Annotated in this window: 13 protein-coding genes and 2 pseudogenes; 5 read left to right on the forward strand and 10 right to left on the reverse strand. The window is 64.8% G+C overall.

The genetic code is table 11. From position 1 onward, the window contains the following. Window positions 1–34: 34 nt before the first annotated feature. The 8 genes and pseudogenes from ACTGJ9_RS10145 to ACTGJ9_RS10180 form a co-directional block, all read right to left on the reverse strand. Window positions 35–880 carry a ChbG/HpnK family deacetylase gene (locus tag ACTGJ9_RS10145; RefSeq protein ID WP_456676947.1) on the reverse strand — a complete coding sequence of 282 codons (846 nt, stop codon included), beginning with the start codon at window positions 878–880 and terminating at the stop codon, window positions 35–37. After that, window positions 877–1,923 (reverse strand): glycosyltransferase family 2 protein, encoded by a 1,047-nt coding sequence (locus ACTGJ9_RS10150; RefSeq protein ID WP_456676948.1) that lies wholly within the window; start codon window positions 1,921–1,923, stop codon window positions 877–879. Before ACTGJ9_RS10150 ends, ACTGJ9_RS10145 begins: the two co-directional genes overlap by 4 nt. Before the next feature lie 86 nt (window positions 1,924–2,009). Then, window positions 2,010–2,987: an ATP phosphoribosyltransferase gene (gene hisG / locus ACTGJ9_RS10155; RefSeq protein ID WP_456676949.1), complete on the reverse strand. Its 978-nt coding sequence runs from the start codon at window positions 2,985–2,987 to the stop codon at window positions 2,010–2,012. 3 nt (window positions 2,988–2,990) lie between these two features. Next, entirely contained in the window at window positions 2,991–4,142 is a 1,152-nt protein-coding gene (locus ACTGJ9_RS10160; protein ID WP_456676950.1) for an ATP phosphoribosyltransferase regulatory subunit, read from the reverse strand. Between the two features lie 201 nt (window positions 4,143–4,343). Continuing rightward, window positions 4,344–4,936: pseudogene (locus ACTGJ9_RS10165) on the reverse strand (DUF1349 domain-containing protein). Between the two features lie 138 nt (window positions 4,937–5,074). Then, window positions 5,075–5,998, reverse strand: a complete 924-nt coding sequence (locus ACTGJ9_RS10170) for a substrate-binding domain-containing protein (protein ID WP_456678490.1) — start codon at window positions 5,996–5,998, stop codon at window positions 5,075–5,077. Between the two features lie 37 nt (window positions 5,999–6,035). Next, window positions 6,036–7,373 (reverse strand): ABC transporter permease, encoded by a 1,338-nt coding sequence (locus tag ACTGJ9_RS10175; RefSeq protein WP_456676951.1) that lies wholly within the window; start codon window positions 7,371–7,373, stop codon window positions 6,036–6,038. Beyond that, entirely contained in the window at window positions 7,370–8,944 is a 1,575-nt protein-coding gene (locus ACTGJ9_RS10180; protein WP_456678491.1) for a sugar ABC transporter ATP-binding protein, read from the reverse strand. The genes ACTGJ9_RS10175 and ACTGJ9_RS10180 overlap by 4 nt, the downstream gene beginning before the upstream one ends. A 238-nt stretch (window positions 8,945–9,182) precedes the next feature. Between ACTGJ9_RS10180 and ACTGJ9_RS10185 the strand changes: the two genes are divergently transcribed. The 3 genes from ACTGJ9_RS10185 (at window position 9,183) to ACTGJ9_RS10195 (ending at window position 11,573) form a co-directional block, all read left to right on the forward strand. Further along, complete coding sequence (locus tag ACTGJ9_RS10185) at window positions 9,183–9,890, forward strand: GntR family transcriptional regulator (RefSeq protein WP_456676952.1); 708 nt, start codon at window positions 9,183–9,185, stop codon at window positions 9,888–9,890. 158 nt (window positions 9,891–10,048) lie between these two features. Continuing rightward, window positions 10,049–10,555 carry a hypothetical protein gene (locus tag ACTGJ9_RS10190; RefSeq protein ID WP_456676953.1) on the forward strand — a complete coding sequence of 169 codons (507 nt, stop codon included), beginning with the start codon at window positions 10,049–10,051 and terminating at the stop codon, window positions 10,553–10,555. Window positions 10,556–10,727: 172 nt separating this feature from the next. Beyond that, a complete protein-coding gene (locus ACTGJ9_RS10195) occupies window positions 10,728–11,573 on the forward strand; it encodes a helix-turn-helix domain-containing protein (RefSeq protein ID WP_456676954.1) in 846 nt (281 codons plus the stop codon). 15 nt (window positions 11,574–11,588) lie between these two features. Here the strand turns inward: ACTGJ9_RS10195 and ACTGJ9_RS10200 are convergent. Then, window positions 11,589–12,343, reverse strand: a pseudogene (locus ACTGJ9_RS10200) (16S rRNA (uracil(1498)-N(3))-methyltransferase). A gap of 211 nt (window positions 12,344–12,554) precedes the next feature. Here ACTGJ9_RS10200 and ACTGJ9_RS10205 point away from each other — a divergent pair. Both ACTGJ9_RS10205 and ubiA read left to right on the forward strand, forming a co-directional pair. Further along, window positions 12,555–13,214 carry a hypothetical protein gene (locus ACTGJ9_RS10205; protein WP_456676955.1) on the forward strand — a complete coding sequence of 220 codons (660 nt, stop codon included), beginning with the start codon at window positions 12,555–12,557 and terminating at the stop codon, window positions 13,212–13,214. After that, window positions 13,211–14,143 carry a 4-hydroxybenzoate octaprenyltransferase gene (ubiA, locus tag ACTGJ9_RS10210; protein WP_456676956.1) on the forward strand — a complete coding sequence of 311 codons (933 nt, stop codon included), beginning with the start codon at window positions 13,211–13,213 and terminating at the stop codon, window positions 14,141–14,143. The genes ACTGJ9_RS10205 and ubiA overlap by 4 nt, the downstream gene beginning before the upstream one ends. Here ubiA and ACTGJ9_RS10215 read toward each other — a convergent pair. Then, entirely contained in the window at window positions 14,140–14,658 is a 519-nt protein-coding gene (locus tag ACTGJ9_RS10215) for a DUF6101 family protein (RefSeq protein WP_456676957.1), read from the reverse strand. The two genes, ubiA and ACTGJ9_RS10215, sit on opposite strands and share 4 nt — an antisense overlap. Between the last annotated feature and the right edge of the window lie 164 nt (window positions 14,659–14,822).

The raw sequence follows: 14,822 nt of genomic DNA on the forward strand, positions 1-14,822 counted from the left end.
CGACAGACTGCCCGCGGGCTCGATTTCGCCGGTTTCATCCCAATGTCACATGGCTGGCTGCGAGAAGCTGGGCAAAGGCGTCGCTCGCGAGATAGGCATGCTCGCGTTCCCTGACATCCGTCATCGGGTCGAGGCCGGTGAGGACCTCGTCGACGAAGCCGGGATGGCACATCACCAGGCCCTCCTCGGGGAGGCCTTCCAGGAACTGCCGCATCAGATCGCCGAAATCGGCCGCGCGCGTGAAATCATAGGCGCCGGCAAAGGCGGGATTAAAGGCGAGACCGGCGCGCGCCGCGCGACGGCGGAATTGCGCGCTGAGGACGTCGAGCACCATCGCTTTCGGCGACGCGACCCGTTGCGCCAGCGGCAGGTCGCGTCCGCACTGGCGCACCCACGCGCCGGGCGCCGCCTCGCTGACGGCATCGACGAAGCCGTCGCGCACTTGCGGAAACAGCTGCACATGCTGATGGCCGTCGACGAAATCGGGCGCGCGGCCGAAGGCTTCCGCGAAAGCGGCGAGCTGCGCTCTCACCTCGTTGCGAAAGAATTCGCGGTCGAGCCGCCGCAGAAATCCGGCGCGCAGCAGTTTTGGAAAGGCCATGAATATGTCGCCGTCGAGCGGCCGGAAATGCATCGTCAGGGGACGGAACGGCGCCGACAGCGTCACATGCAATCCGATCGCGCAGCGCGGGCTGGTCTTCGCTGCGGCCTGGAGCGTATCGATCTCGCCACGCTCGATCGCGGGGCCCACCATCATCACCGAGGTCGCGTTGAGGCGGCCGCGCGCGATCAGCTCGCGGATGGCGCGATTGACGCCCGGGCTGATGCCGTAATCGTCGGCGCAGAGCCAGATCCGCCGCGGCGTTGCCGCCGCGCTCATTCGGCCGCCGTCCTCTTCGACGCGTCGTCGGCCTTGCCGGTCTCGAAATGCTTTTCGCTGTGCTCGGCGACGAAGTAGATCGGACGCGCCTTCAGCTCCGAGAGGATCTTGCCGATATATTCGCCGACGATGCCGATCATGATGAGCTGCACGCCGCCGATCGTCATCAGGCCGATCACGAGCGAGGGATAGCCGGGCACCTGCTTGCCGGTGGTCCAGACCTCCCACAGGATCGACAGGCCGAACAGGAAGGCGCCGCCGGCGAGGATCACACCGAGCAGGCTCGCAAAGCGCAGCGGCGCCACCGAGAACGAGGTCACCCCTTCGATCGACAGACCAAGCAGACGCGCGGCGCTGAACGTCGTCACGCCGTGGGTGCGCGGCGCGGGTTCGTAGTCGACGCGGATCTGGCGGAAGCCGATCCAGCTCGCCAGACCCTTGAAGAAGCGGTTGCGCTCCGGCAGCTGCCGCAGCGCCGCGACCGCGCGCGGCGACAGCAGGCGGAAGTCGCCGGCGTCTTCCGGGATCTTCTGGCGGGCGCCCCAATTGATCAGCGCGTAGAAGCCGTGCACGGCCAGCCGGCGCAGGAAGGGCTCGTTGTCGCGATGCGCCTTGGCGGTATAGACGACGTCGTAGCCGTCCTCGATCCAGTGCCGCACCAGCTGCTCGACCAGCGTCGGCGGATGCTGGCCGTCGCCGTCCATGAACATCACGGCGCCGAGCCGGGCATGGTCGAGGCCGGCCATCAGCGCGGCCTCCTTGCCGAAATTGCGCGACAGCGAGACCACCTGGACGTCGACCGCATCGGCCGGCAGGCTGCGTGCGATCGACAGCGTCGCGTCCGCGCTGCCGTCGTCGACATAGACGACCTCGCAAGGCAAGCGATAGCGCTGCCGCAAGGTCTTGGCGAGATCGCAGATGCGCTGGTGCAGCGCGGCAAGGCCCGCGGCCTCGTTATAGACCGGGACGACAATCGACAGCCCCTTCGCGGCGGCACTCGCCGCGGTGGTGGTCAGGCCGGAAACGTCAGAGCCCAGCGTCATCGATCAAGGTTCCAGAGGCGTCGAAATCATCTCAACAGCATATGGTAGCTGCTGCTTGCTGTCGCTACGCTGAACGGACCTGAGGCTCACTGCCGCAGGAACGCTTCGAGCTTTGCAAACAGCGGGTTCTCCCGGTCGAACACGTAATCGAGCGAGACCACGGAGACGGTCTCGGCGCCGTGTTCGCGCAGGAAGCTCGCGAGCGCATAGAGCTGTCCGGGCGGGCAGTGCAGCGTGAGCATGCCCGACGAGGTCGGTCCGCCAAACGGAGCCTCGACCCCGAACCGGGTGTGGGCCTCGGTGAGCAGGGTGGCGTCGCATTGCCGGAAGCGGGTCCGGACCTCGCGGTATTTGTTGGCCCGGGCCCGGGCGGCGATGTGGTCGAGGATGATTCGGGCGGTCTCGCGGGCCTGCGGCGACCAGTCGGCCTGCTTTGAGGCGACCAGATTGGCCTGGCTGCGCAGGATCACGCCGTCGTCGAGCACCCGCAAGCCATTGGCGGCGAGCGTCGCACCTGTCGTGGTGATGTCGACGATCAGCTCGGCGCTGCCGGCCGCCGGCGCGCCCTCCGTCGCGCCTGTGCTCTCGACGATGCGGTAATCGGTGATGCCGTGGCTCTGGAAGAAGCTGCGGGTGAGGTTGACGAACTTGGTCGCAACCCGCATCCGCATGTGATGCTGCTCGCGGAAGCCGGTGGTGACGTCGTCGAGATCCGCCATGGTGCGGACATCGATCCAGGCCTGCGGCACCGCGACCACGACATCGGCATAGCCGAAGCCGAGCCCGTCGATCAGCGATACGTGCTTGTCGGCCTCGGCGATATTCTCGCGCACCAGGTCTTCGCCGGTGACGCCGAGATGCGCGACGCCGCGGGCGAGCTGCGATGCGATCTCGCTCGCCGAGAGATAGGCGACCTCGACATTGTCCAGCCCTGCAAGCGTGCCGCGATAGTCGCGGGCGCCGCCGGCCTTGGACAGTTTCAGCCCGGCACGGGCGAAGAAGGCCTCGGTGTTCTCCTGGAGGCGGCCCTTGGAGGGAACGGCCAGAACGAATGGCGCGCTCATGACTTAAGCTCCCACCTTGCGGCCGATGCTGGTCAGCGCGTCCACCCAGACCGAGAAGCCGACGGCCGGAATCGGCGCCGGCGATCCGAGCTGGGTCATCAGTCCATCATAGCGGCCACCGGCAACCAGCGGCTCGGTGCCGTTGCCTTTGTGATGCAGCTCGAATTCGAAGCCGGTGTAGTAATCGAGGCCGCGCCCGAACGCGGTCGAGAAGCGCGTGACCTTCACGTCGATGCCGCGCGCCGCCATGAAGCCGATCCGGCTCTCGAACTGGTCGATTGCGCCGGCAAGGTCGAGCTTGGCGTCAGCGGTCAGCGCGCGTAGCGCGGCAATGGCATCGTCCGGATTGCCTGAGATCGACAGGAAGCGCTTCAGCACGATGATCGCCTCGCGCGGCAGCGCGCCGCCTTTCAGCGTCGATTGCTCGAGGAAGCGGTCGGCGATCTCGGCCGTGGTGCGGCCACCGACATTAGTGGTGCCGGCGATCGACATCAGATCGGTGACGAAGGCCAGCGCCGCCTTGCGATCGGAGCCCGCCAGCGCGGCCAGGACGCCCTCATATTCGCTGCGCGTCGTTGCGGTCGTGCGGGCCAGCCCTTCCAGATCCTGCTCCAGGCTGATCTTGCGATGGAAGTCCTTGACCAGGCGGCGGCGCCAGACCGGATAAAGGTCGAGCGCGTCGAGCAATGCGTTGAACAGCGCCACGTCGCCGGTGCGGATCTCGACGTCGCGCACGCCGAAAGCGGCGGTCGCCTCCAGCGCCAGCGCCAGCGTCTCGGCATCCGCGGCAGCACGATCCTGGCGGCCGAACGACTCGATCCCGGCCTGGAGGAATTCACTGGCCTGTCCACTGCGGTAGCGGAAGACGGGACCCAGATAGCTGAACCCGGCCGGCTGGCCGGCGCGGCTGGAGGCGAGGTAGTCGCGCGCCACGGGGATCGTCAGGTCGGGGCGCAGACAGAGCTCGTCGCCGGACAGGTCCGTCGTCAGATAGAGGCTTTTGCGGATGTCCTCGCCGGAGAGGTCGAGGAATGGCTCGGCCGGCTGCAGGATGGCGGGCTCGGCCCTGACGTAGCCGGCCTGCGCAAACGATAACAGCAGCGTATCCGCCCAGGCGGCGGAGCCGGCAGCATTTGAGGTGGCAGTCACGGTCATCTCGGGGTCCATGGTCCCGGCGGAACCGGGCAGGGCAAGGTGAGGCAAAAGGGAGGCAAGGCGTTGGCGCAGCCCTTAGCATGGTCCGAAAGCGGTTTCGACCTCCAAAGGATCAATCGCTTAACGACTGGCTGTCGCGCCCAAGATACCTAAGCGACCAGCGGCCGGGATGCGCCTGCGATAGAGGCTGACGCGCGCCCCTCAGCCGAGATCATGCAGATCCTTGCCGAGCGGGGGTATCAGGCGAAACGCCGAAAAAGCGACCTTCAATCCGGCCCGCTCGGGCGTGCAGGCCATCGGCCCCACGAGGTAGGAGTCTGCCCTGGCGAATGGCGCCAATCGCACAAGCGGCCAGAGCTTGCCATCGGCCGAAACCTGCAAGCGAAGGACGCCATTGGTCACGGTCGCGCGCATCCAGAAGTCGCCGGCGTCGTGCTCATAGGGGCTGTCGCCCAGTCGGATCGTCCGTCGGTCAGAACGCTGCCAAGCATGGCGCGGCCGTCGGAGAATTCGATTCCGGCCTTGACCCAATGTTGCGCGTCGATGCGGACCATGATGCCCGCCTGGTCGTAGAGCGCCCGAAAATCGCCTTGGACGCGCAATTCGGCGGTGAATGCCTCGGCGGTGCGGAAGCCCAGGAAATGCCCGCTGTCCCGGCTGAAGCCGTAATGGGTTTCGCGCCAGAAATCGGTGGCTCGATCAGTGACCATCTCGAGACCGTCGTCGCGCGCGGTCCACCGTTCCGGTTCATTGAGCCACACGCCATCGCTTCTGCCGAAGATCGGATCGCTCATGTCAAACCTCGATTAGCATTGGCACTCGATCAAGCGCCATCCCGCAAGCAGGAGGACGACCCAACGAATGACAGAGTCTGGTTCGACCATGTCGAACCAGACTCTGTCAGCTCCTGCGTCGGCCTGAAGATACGGAGCTCAAAGCAGCCCGTTCTTCTTCAGGATCTCCGATGCGTTGTCCTTCGTAATCAGCATCGTGGGCAAGGTGATGACCGGCTCCAGCTTCTCGCCCTTCAAGAGTTTGACAGCTTGCCGTAGCCCTTCGGCTCCGGGCGTCGCATAGAGGAATGTCGCCGTGAGCTGCCCCTTGCTGACCCAGGTCACGCCTTCATCCGGCAGGCCATCGATGCCAAGGATGAACTTGATATCCTTGTCGCGGCCGGCGTCCTTGGCCGCGAGATAGGCGCCGTAGGCCATCGGATCGTTATGGCCATAGACCAGGTCGATCTTCTCATTGTTGCGCAGCGCGGTCGTCATGATGTTGTAGGCTTTGTCCTGCTTCCAGTCGCCCGACTGATTGTTGAGCAGGTTCTTGATGCCTGGCTCCTTGTCGGTGAAAGCATGGAAGCCGTCGTGCCGGTCGTGGGCCGGCTGCGTGCCCATGCCGCCCCAGATTTCGACGACGTTGCCGGCCGCCTTGCCGGGACCGCCGAGCAGCTTCACGGCATATTCGCCCGCTGCCTTGCCGATCGCGACGTTGTCGCCGCCGATGAACTGCGTGATCCGCTTGGTGTCGACGTTGCGATCCAGCACGATGACTGGGATCTTGGCGTCGATCGCCTTCTCGACGACGCCGGTCAGGCCCGCCGATTCCTTGGGTGAGATCAAGAGAACGTTGACCTGCTGGACAATGAGGTTCTCGCAATCGGCGACCTGCTTCTCGGTCTTGTCTTGCCCGTCGGTGATGACGAGCTCGACATCGGGCTGTTTCTTGGCCTCGGCCTGGATGTCCTTGTTGAACTGAACGCGCCACGGCTCGAGCGTGGTGCATTGGCTGAAGCCGACCTTCCACTTCGCGGCGGCCCTGGCGGGACTCCAGCCGGCCGGCACGTAGATCGTCATCGCGGCGCCGGCTATGCTGGTCGACAGTTTTAGGAATTCACGACGCTTCATCGACATCCTCCCTTGCAAATTGCGCCTTGGCGGCGCTTGGCAGCCGATAGGACTCGGCTGGTTTCGGATCGGCGCTGGCGTCCGGCGATCGGCTGAACCGCCATCGCGCAATGAGCTGGCCGAGATTCTGCTCCTGCACCAGCACGGTGCAGACGATGATCAACCCCTTCATCAGCAACTGGACGTTGGAGTCGATGTTCTGAAGCTGCAGGATGTCCGACAGCAAACCGAAGATCAGGACGCCGACGAAAGTGCCGGCGAGACCGCCTCGGCCGCCCATCAGGCTCGTGCCGCCGATCACGACCGCGGCGATGGCGTCGAGTTCGAGCCCGGCGCCGGCATCAGGCTTGCCTTGCCGGTACTGCGCGACGAACAGGACGCCTGCAATTCCCGCCAGGAGTCCGGACAGCAGATAGGCCGCGAGCTGGACCTGGGCGACCTTGATGCCTGAAAGCTTGGCGGCCTCGATATTGCCGCCGATCGCATAGGCGTAGCGTCCAAAGGTCGTGAAGCGCAGGATGGCGCCGAACAGGATGATCGCCGCGAGGAAGAATACACTCGGCACCGGCAGCACGCCCCACAGCATCGAGCGGAGCAGCTCGAACGCCTCGGTGGCGTTGGTGCCGGTGTAGACCGGCACGACGGCATTGTCCTGGCCGGCGGTGAGACGGGCGATGCCGAGTGCGCTGACCATCATCGCCAGCGTTGCAATGAAGGGCTGCAAGCGCCCGGTCACGATCAGGACGCCGTTGATCGCCCCGAGCATCAAGGCGAGGCAGGGCGCGACGAGGAGAACGCCGAGAACACCGAATTTGGTCGCGACCTGGTTGCCCGTCCACCATGCCACCGCGATCGCGACGACAAGGCCGAGCAATCCTGGAAGCCCCGTGCTGCGCCATGACGATAGCGCGATCTCGCGGCGTCGCCCCGCGCTGACATCACGGCCACGGGCGAGACCGGCAAAGATGAAGCGCGCAGCAAGGGCAACGGCAACACCGCTGACGAGCGTCGCCGCCGGAACGCCCATCACAGCGGCCGCGGTCCAGCCGGGCTTGGTGAGCAGCATCGCGCAGATCACCGTCGCAAAGCCCATGACCGAGCCGACCGACAAATCGATGCCGCCGAGCAGAATGACCATCGTCATGCCGGTGGCGACCAGGCCCGTAATCGAGACCTGCCGCAGGACATCGGTCAGGTTGCCATAGGACAGGAAGATATTGTTGCCGGATGACGTATGCGGCGAGGTGAGGGCTCCGACCAGGCAGATGAGCAGCAACCCCCAGTAAAGCTTGGTCCGGGACAAGAGCCGAAGAAACGCCTTCATGACAATGTTTCCTGCGACCACGCTGCCATGCCCGGCGCTGCAAGACGCATCACCGTCTCTTGCGTCGCGCTTTCGCGCCGCAGGATTCCGGTCTGCCGTCCCTCACACATCACCAGGATGCGGTCGGATAACAGAAGAAGCTCCGGCATCTCGGAGGTGACCACGACGATGCCGAGACCTTGCGCGGCGAGATCAAAGATCAGCCGGTAGATGTCCTGCTTGGCGCCGATATCGATGCCGCGGGTCGGCTCGTCGAGCAGGAGAATCCGGGGTTCGGTGGCGAGCCACTTGCCGATCACGACCTTCTGCTGATTGCCGCCGGAGAGCGCTGCCGCCGTCTGGTCGATGCCGGTGCAGCGGACCGAGAGCCGGCCGACCATGTCGGCTGCCAGCGCGCGTTCATGCGCGACGGCGCGCAGGCCGAAGCGCGACAGCGCGCCGATCGAGGGCAGGGCGATATTGTCGCAGATCGAGGCGGCAAGGTGCAGGCCGCGCTCTTTGCGATCCTCGCTCACGAGCGCGACACCGAGGCGGTAGGCATCCGCCGGCGAGTTGATATCGACGGTCGTGCCATCGATCGCGATGGCGCCGCCCCGCCAACCGTTCGCGACACCAAAGATCGACTCCAGGATCTCCGTCCTGCCGGAACCGAGCAGGCCGCCGATGCCCAGGATCTCGCCGCGCCCGAGCTGAAAGCTGACGCCGTGCAACATCCGGCGCCAGCCGTGCGGACCGAGCGTGTCCAGCGTCAGGTCATCCACCGAAAGGACGTTCGCGCCGCCTTGCGCGGCGGCACCGCGATCGCTCGTGACCATGTCGCGGCCGACCATCGCCGAGATGATCGCGCCCCGCGACAAGTCACCGATCGGAGCCGTGACAACGTGCCTGCCGTCGCGCAGCACCGTCACCCGGTCGGCGAGATCGAGCACCTCCTCGATCCGATGCGAGGTGTAGATGATCGCGACGCCTTCGCTCGCGAGTTGTCGCACGATCTTGAACAGGGTCTCGCATTCCGACGACGACAATGCAGAGGTCGGCTCGTCCATGATGAGGATGCGGGCGTCGAGCGATAGCGCCTTGGCGATTTCCACCAATTGCTGCTCGCCCACGCGCAAATCGGCGATTCGACTTTCGGGAGCGATCCAGACGCCGAGGCGGTGCAGCAGGCGCTCCGCCGCCTTGACCATGCGGCGGCGGTTGATCAATACGCCGCCGGTCAGCGGCTCGCGACCGAGAAAGATGTTATCGGCGAGGCTCAGCTCGGGGACGAGATTGAGCTCCTGGTGGATGATCGCGACGCCGGCCTCTTCAGCATCGCGCACACCGGCAAAGACGGCGGCCCGGCCGCCGACCTGAATCGTCCCTTGATAACTCGTATGCACGCCCGCAAGGATTTTCATCAAGGTGCTTTTGCCGGCGCCGTTCTCGCCCATCAGTGCGTGCACCTCGCCGCAGCGCAGATCGAAGTCGATGCTATCGAGCGCCTTTACGCCGGCAAAAGATTTGGAGACGCGCTGCGCAGAAAGCACAATCTGCCCGGTCGGCGCGCTGGCCCGGCCAAGCTCGACCATACGCGGGGAGCGGTCCGCGGCGCGATCATCCTCTCCTCCGAGGGCGCCGAAGCGTGTCTGCATCGGGTTGCTCTCCTCCCGGCGCGCTCAAAGTCTTTGGAGACGTCGAGCGGCAGGTATTCGTTGGTTATTTTTCTGATATGCTAGTTATATCAGTTGCCGCTCGTCAAGCCTCTTGGTGTCCACAATTGGCTCCCGCGCCGCTGGAAATGTGAACGTCAGCCACAGGGACAACAGCATGCATTCAGTCGGCGGATTCAGCGGAGGAACGGCCGCCGCACGTCGGGCGGGCAGGTCGAAAGTCGACCAGGCCTATTTGGCGCTCAAGCGTGCCATCGTCTCGGGTGCGCTCGCGCCGGACGCTCCGATCGACAAGAACGAGTGGTGTGCAATTTTCGAAGTGTCTCGACTCTCCATAACGACCGCGATCAATCGGCTGGCTTTCGAGGGGCTCGTCGTGGTTGAGCCGCAGCGCGGCTCTTACGTGGCGAAGATCCACCTCGAGGATGTCAGGCAATGGATGTTGATGAGGCGTGCGCTGGAGGTAGAGGTTGTCGGGGTCTGCGCGGCCGACATGCCGGACGATGCGATTGCCGCGCTCGGCCAGAACCTCGCCTATCAGATGGCCGCCATCACCAGCGGTGACCTCCAGGGTTTCCACGAACTCGACACCCGATTTCATCGCCAGATGACGGAGGGCCTGCGTCTGGGGCGGGTTGGCGAGGTTCTCGATCCGATCCGAACGCATCTTGAACGAGTTCGCCGGACGCTTCTGCCGGAGCCGGGACGCCCGGAGGGAACCTTCCGCGAGCACGAAGCGATATTTCGAGCGATTGCGGCGCATCAGCCTGATCAGGCAAAAATCGAAATGGCGAACCATCTCGATCGTGTATCGCGCGAGCTGCAGGCTTTTGTCGCGAAACACCCCGGCTTCTTTGAAGACTAACACCCGGAATCACAGCTTTCGCGTCCCGACGCGCCTGCCCCCCGATCTCAATGAGAGATTGAGTACGGCTGACAAGTCGTCGCATACTCATTTTGGGTATGGCGGATGAGACCTTCGCTGCTGCCTTCGTTTACAAGATGAATGTTGGCTTCTGATTCATGCGCAATGCTTCTGATATTATCCGGACGGTCTCGCGACATACGCTGGCCTATATGCTATTTTCGATCAGCGAGATGTTCCGGAATTACGACGAATTCGATCCGATGGACCTTCTGATCGTTCACGCGATTCTCAATGCGAACGTCATCAATGTGATGAACGATGCGTCGCTGGACGAGAGGTTTTCCAGCATTCACACGGTCGAGCCGGATACGATCAAGCAGGGCGTGTCCCGCGCGGCACTCTCTCGCTTCCTCGGGCTGCCGCTGGAGACGGTTCGCCGTCGCGTGGCGGGATTGAAGAGGCGGAAGATTCTCGCTGAGACCAAGGCCGGCCTGATCGTGACCGAGCAGAACGCATTCAAGTTTGGCAACAACCACGAGCTACAGAAGAGCAACATGCTGCTGCTGACGAAGCTGCTTCGCGATCTGAAGCGCGCCGGCATCAACGGACCGGACGATCTGAGTGCCGCCAAAGTCGTCGTGGCGGCGAAGAAGGGGAAGTAAGCGGCAGGACATGGATCAAAGCCACCGCAACATTGCTCGCGATGGAATTCAAGAAAGCGCTGCGGAGCGCTTGTTGTCGTTCCAGGATCTCAAGCCATCCTCGGCGCTCGAGCTCCAGTCGTACGACATCGATCATTTCGGCGACAGTGAGAGATATGCCGGTGCGTCCAGCATGCCGTTGTCTGCCGGGTCGACTGCGATCATGCGCGCGCGGCTCAGTCTGCCGACCCTGAGCGTGTCGCTGGTGAGGACCTTCCCGCGGATCATTCGCGGTTATCAGCTGGCGCATGCCGCCGCCGTGGTGGTGCCGATGGATCATGTGACCTCGACCCGCATCAACGGGCAGTTAATCGGTAGTTCGATCGTCATTTTGAAGGGCGCATCCGATTGCCTGGTCTATGAGCCGGTCGGCCGTCTGATCGGTGTCGTCTATCTCACTCCGCCCGCGTGCGAACCCTGGTCTCGATTGGATGGCTATCATTTGCTGAGCCCGGCATCGGACGTGCTCGCCTCCCTGCGGGGCCTTATCTCCGCAACGCTCGAAACCGCCGCCAATGATCCGGACTTTCTGAACGAGCCGACATCGCGCGCGGTTGTCGAACAATCCCTGCTCGGCGCGATCGACGGCGCCATCCAGTGCAGCGTGGACAGCAGGTCTGTGCACGCCACGACGGAGAGCTATCTGCGGATCGTCGCGGACATGGAAAGATTGATCCGGCACGATCTGACGGTCTGGCTCAAGACGACCGAAATGGCCGAGCGGGTGGGCGTGTCGGTGCGGACCCTGCAGAGTGCGACGCAGGCCATCTGCGGCATGAGCCCGAATCGCTATAGCCGGGTCCTGCGTCTCTGGTCGGTGCGCCGGCAACTGCGCACCGGCCCGGAACGGCGCAGCGTGAAAGCCTGCGCCATCGCCCATGGCTTCTGGCATTTGAGCGAGTTCGCGGCGAGCTACCGGGCAGCGTTCGGCGAGCTGCCGTCCGAGACCCTGCATCGAGCCGTGCGGGAGTGCAGCTAGAACGGAGATCGCGACCTAATCGCGCGTGCCGCCCCAATCGCCCAGCACGGCCTGCACCAGCGCCAGCGCCGCCACTGCCGCCGTGTCGGCCCGCAGGATCCGCGGGCCCAGCGCCAGCCGCAGGATGCTGGGCTGGCGCAACAAAAGGGCCCGCTCTTCTTCGGCGAAGCCGCCCTCGGGGCCGATCAGGACGTCGATGCCGTGCCCCGACTCGCGCGCCCGTTGCAGGTTCTGAATGGGATTCCCGATCTCGGCCGCCTCGTCGCAGAACACCAGCAGACGGTTGGCGGGGCGCTGGCTGAGGTAGCGCTCGAGCGGCGCCGGTTCGGCCACACTGGCGAGGCTCAGGATCCCGCATTGCTCGGCGGCCTCGATGACGTTGGCGCGCATGCGCTCGGTGTTGACGCGGGAGGCCTGGGTGAACCGGGTCTGGACCGGTTGCAGGATCGCGGCGCCCATCTCCACGGCCTTCTGGACCGTGTAATCGAGCCGGGCATGCTTGAGCGGGGCGAAGACGTAGGCGAGGTCGGGCAGCCGATCCTGGGCGCGGACCTGCTGGAGGATCACGAGGTTGTCGGGCCGCCTGCGACCTTCGATCGCGGCCTGCCATTCGCCGTCGCGGCCGTTAAAGGCCAAAACCTCGGCGCCGGCGGCAAGCCGCAGGACATTGCCGAGGTAGTTGCTCTGGTCACGGTCGAGCGGAACCCTGGCATCCCGGGCCAGGGAGGTCTCGACGAACAGGCGGGGGCGCGAAAATCGTGGGAGGGCATTGGTCAAAAGTCCGATTTGCCGCCGTTCTTAACCGAAAGCAGCCGTTTCGGGGTAAATATTGCCGAATTGGTGCGTCGGCGCGCCGCGCTCTTGCCCTATTCGACGGGTTGTTAAGCGCCGGCGGGAATCGTAAAATCGCGAGCGCGCTGGTTGCGTTTCAATTGAGAAGACGCCGAGCCCCCGTAAGCTCCTGCCGGAGAGACTGTCTTGATGATCCGTCGTTTGATGGTTCCGATCACTGCCGCCATGCTCAGCATGGGTGCTGCTGGTGCCTACGCCCAGGGGTTCCCGGCTCCGCTGCCGGGCCAGTCCGCACCCGATCCCGCGTTTCCGCCCGTGAACGGTTCGGCGCCGGTCGCCTCCTTCGGCGGTGCGCCGCAAGCATCCTTCCCCACGAACGGTGCCGCACCCATCGGCGGTGCCGGCGCCTTCAGCGCTGCGCCGCCGACGCAAGGCGGTCCCGGCGAGGATTGCATGAAGGCCTTCATGCCTCTGCGCGAGGAAGCAGAGAAGCGCGGCAAGCTGATCAAGGCGGCGAGCGATCGTCACGCGCCGCCGGACGAGGCCTGCAAGCTGATCCGCAATTTCAGCCAGGCCGAGACCAAGATGATCAAGTACATCGAGGGTCACGCCGCCAAGTGCGGAATCCCGCCAAATGTCAGCGGCCAGATGAAGGATAGCCACAAGAACACCGAGGCCATGGCAACCAAGGTCTGCAACGTTGCGCAGCAGATGCAGCAGCAGCAGGCGCGTCCGACCGGCCCGTCGCTGAGCGAGGTGGTCGGTTCGGGATCGGCCCCGGAAGCCAATGCCGGCAAAAAGGGCGGCAGCACCTTCGACACACTCAATGGCAACGTCCTGACCCGATGAGCGACACATCCGCCCGCGTTGCCGATTCCACCGGCAACTGGGTCGATACGCTCGCGCCGCGATGGGCGCGGCCATATTTGCGCTTGTCCCGCTTCGATCGTCCGATCGGCTCCTGGCTTTTGCTGATGCCGTGCTGGTGGTCGGCCGCGCTGGCCGCCGGCATGGCACATGATGTCCATCGCCTGCCGCTTGTCATCGTGCTGTTCTTCATCGGCGCCTTCGTGATGCGCGGCGCCGGCTGCACCTGGAACGACATCACCGACCGCGACCTCGACGACAAGGTCGAGCGCACCCGCTCGCGGCCGCTGCCGTCGGGCCAGGTGACCACCACGCAGGCGCTCGCCTTCATGGTCGCGCAGGCCCTGATCGGGCTCGTCGTGCTGCTGCAGTTCAACCGCTTCGCGGTTCTGACCGGCATCGCCTCGCTTCTGATCGTTGCGATCTATCCCTTCATGAAGCGCATCACCTGGTGGCCGCAGATCGTGCTCGGGCTCGCCTTCTCCTGGGGCGCCCTGATGGGATTCGCCGTCACCTTCGGCCGCATCGACGTCACCGCACTGGTGCTCTACGCCGGCGCGATTTCCTGGGTGATCGGCTATGACACCATTTATGCGCATCAGGACACCGAGGACGACGCGCTGATCGGCATCAAGTCCACCGCGCGCCTGTTCGGCGCACATACGCACCAGGCGCTGATCCTGTTCTACGGATTATCGGTGATGCTGATCGGGGTCGCGCTGGCGTCAGGGGATGCGCGCTGGCCGGCCTGGATCGGGCTTGCCGCCTTTGCCGTGCATCTGGGCTGGCAGATCGCGCGGCTCCGGACCGAGGATCCCGAGCTCTGCAGGCGGCTGTTCTATTCGAATAAATATGCGGGGGCGCTGCTGTTCGCGGGATTGCTGGGCGACGCGGTGATCCGCGCGGCCTAGTTCCGCGCGATGATCTCGCGTTCTTCGCGATGAACCGGCAGCTCGCGCGTCATGACGGTGCGGCGGCGCATCAGGAATTTCGGCCGGCGGTCGCGGATCGCGTTGCGGCGGCGCCGGCGCGGCGCGGGCTCGCGGGCACCTTCATCGAGTTGCGGCAGCGCAAAGATCTCGCTCCAGATCGCCCAAGCCTCGGCGAGGTCGTCGCCATCGGCGCTGACCAGCAGCGGAACAGAGAGCGAGGGATCGCGATGCACCAGGACGAGGGTCTGCGCCTCGTCATCGCCGCGCAGCGCGACGCCGGTGAAGTCGCTGACGCGGACATTGATCGCCATCTGCATGCCGCGGACGGCACGGCGCAGCACGACACGCTCGCGATGCAGCTCGATTTGCCTGGTGTAGCCGTCGGCGCGCGGATCATGCGCGTCGAAGCGGACCGGAAGGGAAAGAGGGTCGAGCCGCAAGTTGCGGCTCGACCCGGCGGGGTTGGCCCCGCATGTTGCTGTTTGACGCCTCACGGCTTTCGTTCTCCCCGCCAGGATTATGTTCCCGGTCGATGCGAGGACCCTAGCGCGCCCGTTTCCGAAACTGCTTAAAAAGGCTGGTTAATCCAGCGTCACCTCGCGCCATGATTGACAAGTCCTTGGCGCGCATGATTGACGAGACGTTGCGCGGAAGCCGC

The sequence above is a fragment of the Bradyrhizobium sp. RDM12 genome, assembly GCF_051917485.1.
GTDB lineage: Bacteria > Pseudomonadota > Alphaproteobacteria > Rhizobiales > Xanthobacteraceae > Bradyrhizobium.